The organism is Streptomyces sp. NPDC023157 (assembly GCF_055560575.1).
Genome location: NZ_JBVHIL010000015.1, coordinates 42,208 through 55,983 on the forward strand (window position 1 = coordinate 42,208; position 13,776 = coordinate 55,983).

Genomic DNA, 13,776 nt, shown 5'->3' on the forward strand with positions numbered 1-13,776 from the left:
TAAGACGGCAGCGTGCTGCTGCGCCTGTGAATCGGATCGACGTGGCCGGAGCGTCACGACGGGGACGCGGCGTCAGCCGGGGACGGCTGGGCGGCGGTTTCCTCGTCGCGCTGGGCGGCGGCTTCGCGGGTGTCCTTCTCACGCAGCCGGTAGTAGTCCTGCAGCCAGCGGCGCGAGATACGGCCTGCGTGCTGCTGCCAGCGCGTCAGGTCGGTCAGCAGCTGCGCCCAGTCGACAGGCACGTCGCAGGCGCGCAGGTAGGCGACGGCGGCAGGCAGGTGGCGGTGCAGGCCCGGCAGGCTCTGCCGGGTCAGCAGGTTCAGGCGGCTCTCCGCCGTCGCCTCGCGCATCGCCTTGTCCCGGCCCGGCGACTGGACCACGGCCCGGGCGAAGGCGATCCCCAGGCTGGGGCCGTAGCCAGGTGCCGCTGAGGGCGCCGGCAGTGGCGTGTCGGTAACGGCTGACACGTCAGGGACATCGCCCTCACCCTCCGGGGCGGGGGTGGCCAAAGCCGTACGGGGCTGTGCCGCGATCATGGAGGCAACGGTGTAGTAGGCGCGCTGGGTGTCCTCTGGTGTGGTGTCGGACGGAAGCCAGGATGCGACGAAGCGGTGCATCTGGGGGACCGCGTCGAGGTTCTTCCTCAGTCCGGTGCGAAGAGCGGACCGCGCGCCGGGATCAGCCGCGCAGAGCTGTTCGACCCACGCGACGAACCTCACCTCACGTCGATCGTGCTGCCGGGTCACTTGCCTGGGGACAGCGGGCTCCGAGGTGCTGAGGGAGTCCGGCGTCTGGGGGGTGGTCATCGTCATGGGTGTGGATCTCTCCAGGGGGTCGGATCGGGCTGCAGGGCGTCAGTCGTTCGGCTTCTTCTTCGCAGGGCCGCCGTACAGCTCGATCCGGGCCTCCGCGACGGCTTTGGCCCCCCGCTGCGTACGGGTGACAGTCGCGGTCACCGTTTCGTAGGCGTCCTCGGCCAGGCGCAGGAACTCCTTGCGCGCCTGAGCCGCGTCCAGCCCCGCTCCCGGCAGCGTCCCGGTGCGGTCGAGTTCCCGGAAGTACTGCCAGAACACGGCCTCGGCCGCAGGCCAGTAGCGGCCCGTCGCCTCTGCGACCCACGTGCCGGCGTCGGCCTTGGCGTCCCGGACATAGGCCGCCCAGGCCTTTTGGACCGCGCGCTGCAGCCGCCAGCCGAACATTTCGCCCAGCTGCCGCAGCCGGCCCACCGCCGGGGCGGTCGCGGCGGCCTCACGCTCCGCCAGGTGGAACACCGGCGGGGTGACCGCGTCCACGAACTGGGTGTCCTTGGCCTGCCCTTCCTGGTCAAAGCCGAGGGCCCGGATACGCAGCTGCGGCGACACCTCCAGCGCAGAAGCAATGATCTTCGGCCGCTGGGGCTGCGCCGACCCGGAAGGCTCGAGGAGCAGCAGAGCGTCCAGGTCACGCCACAGGGACCTGGACGCATCAGCCGGCCGCGGGTAGCGATTGTTCTGCTGGCTGATCTGCCAGATCAAGAAGTCGTCGTCGCGCTCGATACGGCCGGCCCGGTAGGCCCACGTGATGTACGCGTCACGTGCACGGGCACCGTCCTTATCCGGCACGAGAAGCAGGGCGTGCTGTGAGCAGGCGGTCAGGCGAGAACACGGACCGGCCGGCATCCGCGGAGCGGCGTCCGGGTCGGGCAGCTCGTCCCACTCCCACGGACACAGATCAGCCACGCGGCGCACCGTATGCGCAGGCTGCACTAGGCCGGCGAGGAGCGTCTCGAAAAGACTGTCGCCTTCCGGGTGATACGACAGTGACGTCCGCAGTGGTCCCGCCGTCGACGAGGCCGACTTCACCCCGCCCACCTCACGGGACGAACACCGGCCCGAGGGCCCGTAGTAGTGCCAGACCAGCACATTCAACACGGCCTCAGCAGAGGTCGGCAGGTCGGGACTCGCATCGCTCCCGTGCCGGAACCACGCGTGATTGTTGCCGGCCGGGCGCGTGACGATCAGCTTGTTCACCCCTGCGGCGTTGCCCCCGTCGCACTGCTCTGCCAGCCGCGCATCCTGCATCCACGGGCGCCCGCCGACGGGGTCGTACAGAAAGAACCGCTCCCACCACCGGCCGAAGTAGCGATCCACCCCCTCGAACGCCAGCCGCCCCTCCTCCAGGACGTCGATGCGCCGATCGCTCCAGTCCCCGGGCCCTGCCTCATCAAGCCCGCTCACCCTCGCAGCGAGCGCGTACAGGATCCGCAGCAAAGCCGAGTGGGCCGGCGGGTCCGCCACTGCCAGGCCGGAAATCTCCGAGGCCCGCAGCAACACGTCACGAAAGCCAACGTGACTGGGACCCTGCTCAGGCTCAACCTGTCCCTCTGGCCGCCATCGGACCGGGATCCACGGCTCGTCGATCAAGTTGAAGACGCCATCAGACATGGGAACGTCCGATCCAATAGGACAGAATGAGACAGGGGCCTCGCGAGAGCGGGGGTGAGCCACGAGTGGGGCGCAGCGCGTTCCTCTGGCCGACCCCATGCCCGCGCAAGCGGGCTGATCCAATCCACCACAAACCTGCCAACAGAGAGCCAACAGGCTCTAATAGACCGGCAGTTGGATTCTAGGCAAGCTAGTAGGGCGTAGGAGCAGCTTTGGCGAGACTGGTCACTCGCATTCGAGTCCCACACGCGAGATCGTGATCGTCCGCCCGCCAGGACCGCGGCCGCTCCAGGCCCCCACCCCGGACGGCTTCATCTTCAGCACGACGAGGTCACGGAGCAGCTGGTGCTTGGCCCACCCCTCCGGAGCCGGCTGCCCGTCGGAGTCGCCAAGGAGCCAGCGTCCAGGCACGGGCGCTGCATGCTCCACGAGCAGCACCAGCTCCTCACGCGACAGACCGCCAGACCTCACCGGCACAGGAACCTTGCCCTCAGGATCAAGGGTCACGACCCCACCCTCCTGCTCGTACACGCACAGCACACGCCCCGAATCCGCCCCCAGGCGCGTCGTCAGCATCTCCTGCGTCACACCGCTCTCCCGGCGGCTGAGCCGGTGCAGGTCCCCGGCCACATCGGCCGGCGCGCAGATGCCGGCCAGGTCAGCCAGATACGACTCGGCCGCCTCACCGGCAAGCCGCTCACCATCCAGCCGCTCCAGCTCCCGGCGAACCGCGCCATCCAGACCGTCCACGAAGTCAGCCGCGTACACCTCATCCACCAGCCGCTGCACGTCCCCCGGCACAGCGATCCCAGACGCCGACTCCCGCCCGAGGAGCAACGACGTCCGCTTCAACAGCCCCGGGTCATAGACCTTCCCCCACGACGCAGGAAGCCGGACCGCGGCCGCATCCCCTTGAAGTGGATCCAGCACCACCAGCCTCGGACGATCCTCCCCGCGCGCCCAAGACGGCCTCCCAGTCACCCCACGGTCGTGACGCCGGCACCGCCCCGCCCGCTGCAACAACTGCGCCAGCGGCGCCAGATCCGAGACGACCAAGTCGAAGTCGAAGTCGAGTGACTGTTCCACCACCTGCGTAGCGACCAGAATCGACGCCGGCCGCGGCTGCTCAAGATCCCCCGGATCAGCCGGCTTCCCGTAGGCAACCTCACACTCCGCAGTGACCCTCTGCCGGTCGACCCCCGGGAAACGCGAATGCAGGATCCTCAGACCCCCAGACATCCGGACGAGACTCGGAAAACACTCGGCCAGGTCACGAAACGTCCGCTGAGCCTCCGCCACCGTCGTACAGCACACCAGAGCAGTACCACCCCCCTCCACGACAGGCAGCAGCTCCCGCCGCAACACCTCACGCCGCCCACCCATCCGCAGCGGCACGCCCGGCGCGTCCTCCGAATCCCACACCACCCCGCGGACCGCAACATCCAGCGTCCGCGCCCGCTGACTGCCGACCTCCCGCGGTGCAGACACCTTGCCCGACGCCGAACCCACGTACAGCCAACCCGGATAGCACGGCTCCACCACGGACGGCTCGAGATGCCCCGCCCCGCGACGATACGCATCAACCAGCGACGACGCGGTCCGACCGGAAAGCGTCGCGGACAGGAGAACGACCGGAGCCCCCAGCGCCCCCAACCACTCGAGCAGACGTACCAGAAGCTGATGCATCCACGGCCCATACGCATGGGCCTCGTCGACGACGAACACCTTCTCCGCCAGACCGAACAAACGCAGCACGTTGTACTTCAACGGCAGGACACCACTCAGGACCTGGTCAATCGTCCCGACACCCAACGGCGCGAGCAGACCACGCCGCGGCCCCCGCAACCACGCATACGCCTCCGCCGCCGAACCGGCACTCACCTCCCCCTCCCCTGCGCCATCCACCCCCGCTGGCCGCAGCCAGGCCAGGGAATGCAACAACATCAACGCCCGCTCACCCGTCAGCGCCACATCCTTGAACCTGCCAACCCGCGGCAACATCGCATCAGCCGTCGCCATCGTCGGCAGCGCCACAAACATCCCCCGGCACCCCGCGGCACGACCGAGCACCGACGCCGCGAACAAGGCGGACTCCGTTTTCCCGTCCCCCGTCGGCGCCGTGACCAACAGCAGCCCCGGACCCTCAGCCCTGACCAACTCGGACAGGTTCGCCACCAGATCAGCCTGCAGAGGATTCGGATCAAACGGAAACATCTGATCAAACCTGCCCGCAGTGAAGCGGGCACGGCCGATCCCCGCAGCAGCAGCTACTCCCCCGACCTTGCGCTGAGCCCGGCGCCAGTGAGCATCGACCTCGAGGTCAGTACCTCGCCACCCCAACGGCGGCATTAGCGACTCGACGACCTCCGCCTGGCTCACCAGCCAGTCCGAGACGACCACCAGCCCCGTCACCACCATGGCCAGGCCAGCCGGCAACGCCCGCAGCGGCACCGCCCCAGCCCCCGTCACCCGCCGCAGCTCGGCAAAATGAACACGACGCTGCCCATCCCACCCCGGCCCCCCAAGGCCCGGCTGATACTCACTAGCCTGCCGCACCTCGTGCTCCTGCAACACACCGCCGAAACAGCCGTGATGCCCCCCAAGAAGCTGAGCCACCTGGTGACCCACAGCACCCCGCAGAAGCTGCCGGCCACCACCCACCCGCCGGCCCTCCGGATACCCAACCTCCTCCAACAGAGCCGCCAACGCCCAATGCGTCGCCATCTCATGCCGCAACCCCCGCTCCCCCTCAGCCCCCGGCGCAGACCGATACAACGGATCACCACTCACCGCGGCGAACGACTCGGGCACCTGAGCCTGAAACACCGGCGTGATCTTCCCCAGATCATGCAAACCCGCCCAGAACGACAACACAGAACGAGCCTCATCCAGCGTCAGCCCCAGCCCATGCGCAATACGCTCACGCATGGCAGCACCGAGCAGCTCATCCCACAAAGCGCCGAACATGGCCGCCACGTCCAGCAGATGACACATCACCGGATACGCCCGAGTCAGACCCTGCCGCTTCCCCCACAGCCGTGGGTCGACAGACACTCCAGCACCTAAACTGCCCTCACGTTGCATCACGCGACCAGGGATAGCAGGCACCACTGACAACGAGGCCCCCACGTCCATGGACAGCCCACTCAACCCCCTCGGCAATCCATGCAAAGAAACGGCAAAGGGCCTCTAGCCGTGCAGGTCAGGAAGAGACCTCTCCGCGCGAGCGGAGGTGAGCCGCCCAGCACCAAGCGGGTGCCGTCGGGCACGTCGACCTCTCCGCGCGAGCGGAGGTGAGCCGTGCTTGACGATCGCCTCTGTGTGATTCGTCTTGACCTCTCCGCGCGAGCGGAGGTGAGCCGTCCTGCCAGACGGTGAGCCCTAGGGTCTGCGCGACCTCTCCGCGCGAGCGGAGGTGAGCCGTCGCTCGAACGAGACCTCGAGTACCTGCGCGCGACCTCTCCGCGCGAGCGGAGGTGAGCCGGTGTCGAAGACGTCTGCAAAACGGGGGTTGAGGACCTCTCCGCGCGAGCGGAGGTGAGCCAGTACCAGCGGTCACCGGGGTACTGCCGCGGGGGTCCTCTCCGCGCGAGCGGAGGTGAGCCGCATCTCGGCCGGGCGCTGGAGCCGGGGGATCCGCCCTCTCCGCGCGAGCGGAGGTGAGCTGGCGTCAGCAACTCGACGGAACAGCTCGTCTCGGTCCTCTCCGCGCGAGCGGAGGTGAGCCGACCGAGGTGTCCGGGCCCGGCGGGGGAACGGTGTCCTCTCCGCGCGAGCGGAGGTGAGCCGTCCCGGACCAGACCGGGCGCGAGGTATGCGGCGACCTCTCCGCGCGAGCGGAGGTGAGCCGGACCGACGGACTCGCGCACCATGGCCGCGAGCGACCTCTCCGCGCGAGCGGAGGTGAGCCGACCGAGGTGTCCGGGCCCGGCGGGGGAACGGTGTCCTCTCCGCGCGAGCGGAGGTGAGCCGTCCCGGACCAGACCGGGCGCGAGGTATGCGGCGACCTCTCCGCGCGAGCGGAGGTGAGCCGGACCGACGGACTCGCGCACCATGGCCGCGAGCGACCTCTCCGCGCGAGCGGAGGTGAGCCGACGGCCCCGGTCGGTGCGTGAGAGCCCGGCCGGTCCTCTCCGCGCGAGCGGAGTGAGCCGCGGGCGGTGGCGAGCGCGGCGTAGAGGTCGGTGTCCTCTCCGCGCGAGCGGAGGTGAGCCGCCCTCGGAGTCCTTCAGGCCGGCGCCCCACGTGTCCTCTCCGCGCGAGCGGAGGTGAGCCGAGATCGCGCGGGTCGCGTACGACGCAGGATTCGTCCTCTCCGCGCGAGCGGAGCTGAGCCGGTCGGCCGTGACGGCGGCACCCCCGAACTCCTGTCCTCTCCGCGCGAGCGGAGGTGAGCCGCTGGAGTAGGTCGAGGGCGTCGTCCAGACCTTGTCCTCTCCGCGCAAGCGGAGGTGAGCCGCCGTGGGCCACGGCCGCCCACAGGAAGGCCCAGTCCTCTCCGCGCGAGCGGAGGTGAGCCGCTCACGGCGGAGGCGGAGGGCGTCGCGGCCTGGTCCTCTCTGCGCGAGCGGAGGTAGAGCTCGAGCGGACTTGGCCGCACGCCTCCTCGCGGTTGTATGCGTTATGTGGCACCGCTTGCCGTCACTCACCTAGTTGCCTCATCTGTCAGGATGGACCCCTGATGCACAGCATGCTCGTTGGTAAAGAACTGGCAATGGCGCGCTGAACCCGCAGGTCAGGAAGAGTCCTCTCCGCGCCAGCGGAGGTGAGCCTCCACCTGGGACTGGTCCACCGGGTAGATCTCCGTCCTCTCCGCGCCAGCGGAGGTGAGCCGCCGCCGAGGCCGCCGCCGGTGCCGTGGTGGACGTCCTCTCCGCGCCAGCGGAGGTGAGCCGGTGCACGCCCGCGTCTACGTCGGAGAGGACCGGTCCTCTCCGCGCCAGCGGAGGTGAGCCGGTACATGCTTGTCCCCAGGCGGTGCTTCATGTGTCCTCTCCGCGCCAGCGGAGGTGAGCCGGTACATGCTTGTCCCCAGGCGGTGCTTCATGTGTCCTCTCCGCGCCAGCGGAGGTGAGCCGCTCCTGGCCTGTCCCACATGCGGCGCCACCGCGTCCTCTCCGCGCCAGCGGAGGTGAGCCGGCAACCTCGGCGGCGTCTCCGTCCTCCGCGTCGTCCTCTCCGCGCCAGCGGAGGTGAGCCGTCCTCGGCAAGATCAGCGCCTTGCCCGTGCTGGTCCTCTCCGTGCGAGCGGAGGTGAGCCGCGACGTCGTGGCCGCGGCTTCTTGAGAGGGGGGTCCTCTCCGTGCGAGCGGAGGTGAGCCGGCCGCATCCCCGCCCGGCCCGGCTACTTCGACGTCCTCTCCGTGCGAGCGGAGGTGAGCCGTGGGAGTCGGACCACTCCAGGTAGTACCGGGCGTCCTCTCCGCGCCAGCGGAGGTGAGCCGCGCAAGGGCTACGTGTACCTGGCGAGCGCGGGGTCGTCTCCGCGCCAGCGGAGGTGAGCCGATGGTGCCCATGACCGAGCCCGAGGGAGGGCCGTCCTCTCCGCACCAGCGGAGGTGAGCCCGTGAGCGGATCATGCGGGTGGGGCTCCCGGGGTCCTCTCCGCACGAGCGGAGGTGAGCCGCACTCCGTGCACCTGTCGCAGGCGTACACCCTGTCCTCTCCGCGCGATCTGCGGGGAGCGCAAGGAGTACAAGCTCGGCCTCTACCTCCCAGGCCGTGACGTCCCCGACCCCATGGGCCAGGACGAAGCCGCATTCAACGACTACGCCGTCCTCATCGAGGCCAGCACAGCGCTGCACACGGGCATGGGCGTGCGACGTCCGTTGTAGGGCGGCCTGTCAGCCGCAGGCGGCGGACAGGAGCAGGTCCACGAGCCTGTCCGCCGCGTCCGGGCGGCCGTGCTCCCTGGCCCGCTGCGCCATCGACTCCCGTCGCACGGGATCGGTGAGCAGCGGGCCGACGGCTTCCCGGAGCCGGCCCGCGGTCACCTCGTCGACGAGGGCGACGGCGGCGCCGGCGTTGTCCTCTCCGCGCGAGCGGAGGTGAGCCGTTGCAGACGTGCTCGTGCCGCCGGTTCTCGTCGTCCTCTCCGCGCGAGCGGAGGTGAACTGGCGCCGAGATGAGCGTCTGGGGTCGGTCCCGGTCCTGCGCCCTCTGCGCGCGAGCGGAGGCGAGCCGCAGATGACGCCGCCGGGCTGTTCCCGCACGTCGTCCTCTGCGCGCGAGCGGAGGTGAGCCAAACCTCTTCACCCGGCACAAGGTGAGCCGCCGCCCGGCGCCCCCCGCGGGGCGGAGGTGTTGTTCTCTCCGCGCAAGCGGAGGTGAGCCGGCCCCGGCCAACGGCGCGGGGCGTACGGGGAAGTCCTCTCCGCGCGAGCGGAGGTGAGTCCGCCAGCCGCTTGGCCGCCACCTGCCCTCTCTGCGCGAGCGGAGGTGAGCCGACGCTGCCGGCGCAGATGAGTGCACAGAGGCTGCCTTCTCCGCGCGAGCGGAGGTGAGCCGGGTCCGGCAGGTAGTCGCCCTGCCACAGGCCGTCCTCTCCGCGCGACCGGGGTGAGCCGACCGAGCAGGAGCAGGCCCTGCGCGCTGTCGCGTCCTCTCCGCGCGAGCGGCGGTGAGCAATACTGGTCGGACGCCTGGGCGGTGGCGGCCCCGTCCTCTCCGCGCGAGCGGAGGTGCGCCGCTGCCCCGCTCTTCACCGCGAGCTGGCCGAAGTGGTCCTCTCCGCGCGGGCGGAGGTGTGCCGCTGTGAAAATGGGAGAGTGCGAAAGACGGGCACCGTCCTTTCTGCGCGAGCGGAGATCACCTTCCGGCCGCGTCTGTCGGCACGTGCCGCCTGCATCGGCCCGCATCGCGGCCTCGGCCAGGTCGAGGCCGGACATCTTGCTGCAGCTCATGCCTGCCCCCACGGGGTGTAGCCGAAATCCAGGTGCCTCGCTCTGGGAGTCTGCCCCTGTTGCCGGCGCTGGCCACCGCCGGTACGGGGGTGCTCTGCGCCACCGCCGTCGTCGCCCTCGGCCTGGCCTGGCGCTCGGTATCGCGTACCGGTGCGGCCTTGCGGGGCGTAGGCACTGTTCCGGGTCGCGCGGGCCGTGCGAAGAACGAGTCGCGCCGCGCGGCCGAGGCTCGCAAGGCGGCCGAGGCCCGTCGTGCGGCGCAGATGCGCCGGGGCCGCTGACCGGTCGGTTCCAGGTGTCTCGACGGCCTGGAGCCGAACCGCGTGCTCGCCGGGTGGTCGGCGACGTTCCTCCCGGGGCCAGGCCCTGCGGCGGCCTCGCTGTCAGGGCTCTCGCCGTGGGGTGCTCGTCGTGACCATCAGGCCCGCCAGGAGGCCTGCGAGGAGCAGGAGGCCGGCTGTGGTCCACAGGACGGCGGAGTAGGCGTCCACAACGGCCGCGTTCGCCTGTGCGACGGACTCGGCCGCCGCTGTCGGGAGCATGCGCGGGTTGATCAGGACGCCGTTCGTAGCCGCCTGCGCCAGCGGCTGCGGCAGACCCTTGAGATTGTCGAGGCTGCTTGAGACTGCTGAGGTGACGATGCTGCCGAAGAGGGGGACGGCCAGCCAGGTGCCGAGGCCCTGGGCCGCGAGCACGGTCCCCGCCGTGCCGCCGGAGCCCTGGAAGCCGCTCGCCCCGGTCGCGGTGGCGAGCAGCGGCCCCAGGGCCATGCCGAGGCCCAGGCCGACGAGGGTAATGCCGGGCAGGACGGCGGAGGCGTACGGGCTGTCGAGCTCCAGGCGGGCCAGGAGTCCCAGCCCGGCGGCCGCGAGGACGAGACCCGGGACGACGAGGAGGCGGCGCGCGATCCGGCTCTGGAGGTAGCCGGTGACCTGGGTGGCGGCGAGGACGGCGCCGGCCAGGGGGAGCAAGGAGAGGCCCAGCTCGGTTGGGGTGTAGCCGAGGCCGCTTTGGAGGTAGAGCGACAGGATCAGGAACAGGGTGGGCGTGCTCACGCCGGTGAGCGCGAGCGCGAGGAGGGAGCCCGCGCGGTCACGGTTGCGGAAGAGCCCGGGTGGGACGAGCGGGCTACTCGTGTGGGTCTGCCACCACACGAATGTCACCAGGAGGGCTGTGCCGGCGAGCAGGAGGAGCATGGTCAGGGGTGTGGTCCAGCCGCTGCCGTCCGTGCCCGAGGAGCGGTAGCCCACCTCGATTCGGTGGAAGCCGAAGGCGAGGGCGGCCAGCGCGCCGGTGCCGAGCAGCAGGCCCGGTACGTCCGGGCGGGCAGGGGTGCGAGGTGGGTGGTCGTCCATGAAGAGGGCGGTGGGGACCAGGGCCAGCAGGGCGAGCGGGAGCGCGGCGTACAGGCTCCAGCGCCAGCTCAGGTTCTCGGCCAGCCAGCCGCCCGCGAAAGCGCCGACGGCAAGGCCGCCGCCGGCGAACACGGAGTAGATCCCGAAGGCCGTGCCGCGTGTCCTTTGGTCGGTGAAGCCACCGGCGACCAGGGCGAGCGCGGCCGAGGAGAGCAGCGCGGCGAACACGCCTTGGAGGGCGTGCGCGGCGATGAGCACGCCGGCTGCCGGGGCCGCTCCGCCGACCGCGCAGGCCACGGCGAAGCCCACCAGGGCGATGATCGCCACCCGCTTGCGGCCCAGGAGGTCGGCGAGGTGTCCGCCGAACAGCAGCAGGACACCGAAGGCGATCACGTATGCGCCCGACATCAGCCAGAGGTCGTCGAGGGACAGGTGCAGGTCAGCCTGGATGATCGGCATCGCGACGTTCGCGCTCATCGAAGCGACGAGGACCAGGAACTGGGCGAGGACGGCGGCGGCCAGGCCCCACCACCGCCGGCGGGACGGGCCCGTCAGGCCGGCAGCAGCGGTGGGCGCCGCCCACGCTGCGGGCACGGCTCCAACCGGACCGAAGCCCGGCGGCACCGGGCCCTGGCCCATCGGCGGCGCCGGTGACGCCGGTGACGCCGGGGTGTGGGCGGGCCGCGGAAGGAGCGGCCGGGGATCGCCGGGGTGCTGGGCGGGGATCCGCGGGTCGGGCGGCGTGGCGCGCGTCTCGGGCGCGAAGTCCAGCAACCGGGCTGCGTGGCGGCCGAGTTGAGCAAGTACGGCGCCCGGCAGCCATTCCTCGCCTTGGTCCGTCGCCGTGCGCGCCGCCACGTCGGCGGGTGTCGGGCGCTGTGCAGGATCCTTGTGCAGGCATGACCGTACGAGATCGAGCAGCGAGTCCGGCACACCGGTCAGGTCCGGCTCGTCCTCCGCGATCCGGAAGAGGTGCGCGCTGAGCCCGGTGTCCGTGGCGCCGAAGAGGAGCCGGCCGGTCGCGGCGTACACCAGGACCGCTCCCAGGCAGAACACGTCGGACGCCGGGGTCAGTTCAAGGCCGCGGACCTGCTCGGGCGACATGAAGCCCGGCGAGCCGATCAGCATGCCCGTACGGGTGTGCAGGCTGTCGCCGCCGAGGCCGTCCATCGCCCGCGCGATGCCGAAGTCGATCACGCGCGGCCCGTCCACGGTCACCAGCACGTTGGACGGCTTCAGGTCGCGGTGGATCAGCCCCGCCGCGTGCACGGACCGCAGCGCGACGGCGAGACGGTGGGCGAGCGTGCGGACCGAGTGCTCGGGCAGCGGGCCGAAGTCGCGTGCGACCACGGTCGTCAGGTCGGGTCCGGGGATGTACTGGGTCGCCACCCAGGGCACCGGTGCCTCGGTATCGGCGTCGAGCACGGCCGCCGTCCACTCACCGCCCACCCGCCGGGCGGCCTCCACTTCCCGTGCGAAACGCCGACGGAACTCGGAATGCTCGGCATGCTCGGCCAGCACCACCTTCACAGCGACCGTCCGCCCCACTTCGGACCGGCCGAGATACACCAGCCCCATCCCACCCGCGCCCAGCCGGGCGATGAGTCGGTACGGGCCGATACGCGTCGGGTCTTCGGTGATCAACTGGTCCACGTCAGTAACATAGTTGAGGTACCCACCGCGCCGTACGGGATGACCCGAACAACTGGCGTGCCCATACCGTTCACGGCGCCGCCGGGGCAAAGAACCCCCTGCGCGCCTGGTGATGCGTATCGTCGCCGATCCCACCTGACGGCGTGAACGCGATGCGGCCCTCGGCATAGCCAGGGGTCCGGCGAGCAGGGCGTACTCCGTGGACGCGGCCGAGGCCGGATGGGCCCAGGACCCGCTTCCGGGTGTCGACGCCGCCCGGGCCCAGGCGGACGATCGAGGACCCGCTTCTGGGTGTCGACGCCGCCCGGGCCCAGACGGACGATCGAGGACCCGCTTCTGGGTGTCGACGCCGCCCGGGCCCAGACGGATGATCCCGCCCGGCCTGCTGGGCGTGGCGGCCTCGTAGACGAGCGCGGACGAACCCGCCTCCGCGTGGAGGAGGTGGAGGGGGGTGAGGGAGGACGTGATACCCCGGAGGAGCCTCCCGGTTTCGAGGTCGCAGGCGCCGACCCGGTCCGTAGCGCCGAGATGGACGGTGTTCGGGCCGACGAACGTGCCGCCGAGGCCATAGCGGGTCTGGGCGGCGGCGAACCGGGCGGCGGCGTCGTCGAGGTATGCGAAGGCGGGCCGGATGCCGCTTCTTTGACCGGCCCTACGTTCACCACGTTCACCACGCGCGCGGAGGCAGACGACCAGAAGACGGCCGCGAGCACCGGCCGGACGGTGCACGCCGGAGCATCCGACGTGCAGACCGTCCGGAAGATGACGGACCAAATCGCGCACATCTTGGACCAGGCAGGCGCCGGTCACGACCGCCCCAAGGCCGCCGCGTTCCTCGTCAACACGGTCGGGACGTACCTGCGGGCGTCGGGCACCGACCGGGTACAGCGGAACAGGAAGGCCGCCGCCGCGGGCCTGGTCTATCTCACGGGCTGGGTGGCCATGTACGAGAACAGGCACGGCCTGGGCCAGCAGAACTCCTTGAAGGCGCTCGAACTCGCCGGCGAAGCGGAGACCATCTCACCTACTGCCGCACCCTACGCGGAATGAGTCTGCAGGCCACCCACCTCGGGCACGGCAAGAAAGGACTCGATCACGCCGATTCCGCCGCCGAAGCCACACCCGTCGCAGGCCCACACCTCGTCGCGTTCCTGCGCGGCCAACAGGCCGCCGCAGCCGCCATGACCGGCAATTGGCACACCGCCTCCACCCGGCTCCAGGAGACCGAGGAAGCCCTCGCGCGGGCAGACACCAGGCGCGATGCCGTAGGCGGCTACGACCAGGCCGCCCACTACTCCTTCCACGCAACACACGTCCGATGGCACCTGAAGGACCCGCAAGGGGTCCATCAAGGCCCTGTGCCGATCCAACACGGTACGCAGCCCGCTGGAACGCCAAGGACCCCTGCACAGCCTGGGCGCCATCGCCGAAAGGCAGTACCGC

The 13,776-nt window shown here is 70.7% G+C and carries 6 protein-coding genes, 1 pseudogene and 3 CRISPR repeat arrays; of the genes and pseudogenes, 1 reads left to right on the top strand and 6 read right to left on the bottom strand.

From position 1 onward, the window contains the following. Nucleotides 1-53: 53 nt before the first annotated feature. The 5 genes and pseudogenes from casB to ACZ3ZE_RS35970 form a co-directional block, all read right to left on the bottom strand. The gene (casB, locus tag ACZ3ZE_RS35950) at nt 54-812 is read right to left on the bottom strand and encodes a type I-E CRISPR-associated protein Cse2/CasB (protein ID WP_467262059.1); all 759 of its coding nucleotides are present in this window, start codon (nt 810-812) and stop codon (nt 54-56) included. Nucleotides 813-854: 42 nt separating this feature from the next. After that, a complete protein-coding gene (casA, locus tag ACZ3ZE_RS35955; protein ID WP_467262061.1) occupies nt 855-2,423 on the bottom strand; it encodes a type I-E CRISPR-associated protein Cse1/CasA in 1,569 nt (522 codons plus the stop codon). A gap of 225 nt (nt 2,424-2,648) precedes the next feature. Beyond that, entirely contained in the window at nt 2,649-5,477 is a 2,829-nt protein-coding gene (locus tag ACZ3ZE_RS35960; RefSeq protein WP_467262063.1) for a CRISPR-associated endonuclease Cas3'', read from the bottom strand. 159 nt (nt 5,478-5,636) lie between these two features. Then, a CRISPR array of direct repeats spans nt 5,637-6,518; the repeat unit is 27 nt; unit sequence CCTCTCCGCGCGAGCGGAGGTGAGCCG. A gap of 93 nt (nt 6,519-6,611) precedes the next feature. Beyond that, nucleotides 6,612-6,944: direct repeats of the CRISPR family, unit length 27 nt; unit sequence CCTCTCCGCGCGAGCGGAGGTGAGCCG. 225 nt (nt 6,945-7,169) lie between these two features. Next, nucleotides 7,170-8,050: direct repeats of the CRISPR family, unit length 27 nt. A gap of 216 nt (nt 8,051-8,266) precedes the next feature. Continuing rightward, nucleotides 8,267-8,446: pseudogene (locus tag ACZ3ZE_RS35965) on the bottom strand (UDP-N-acetylglucosamine--N-acetylmuramyl-(pentapeptide) pyrophosphoryl-undecaprenol N-acetylglucosamine transferase); the annotation flags it as partial. Between the two features lie 1,262 nt (nt 8,447-9,708). Beyond that, the gene (locus ACZ3ZE_RS35970; protein ID WP_467262064.1) at nt 9,709-12,333 is read right to left on the bottom strand and encodes an MDR family MFS transporter; all 2,625 of its coding nucleotides are present in this window, start codon (nt 12,331-12,333) and stop codon (nt 9,709-9,711) included. A gap of 432 nt (nt 12,334-12,765) precedes the next feature. Here ACZ3ZE_RS35970 and ACZ3ZE_RS35975 point away from each other — a divergent pair, with 432 nt between their 5' ends. Next, a complete protein-coding gene (locus tag ACZ3ZE_RS35975) occupies nt 12,766-13,383 on the top strand; it encodes a hypothetical protein (RefSeq protein ID WP_467262066.1) in 618 nt (205 codons plus the stop codon). On the opposite strand, the gene ACZ3ZE_RS35980 is transcribed toward ACZ3ZE_RS35975, so the two are convergent. Continuing rightward, complete coding sequence (locus ACZ3ZE_RS35980; RefSeq protein ID WP_467262068.1) at nt 13,371-13,625, bottom strand: hypothetical protein; 255 nt, start codon at nt 13,623-13,625, stop codon at nt 13,371-13,373. The two genes, ACZ3ZE_RS35975 and ACZ3ZE_RS35980, sit on opposite strands and share 13 nt — an antisense overlap. Nucleotides 13,626-13,776: the final 151 nt, after the last annotated feature.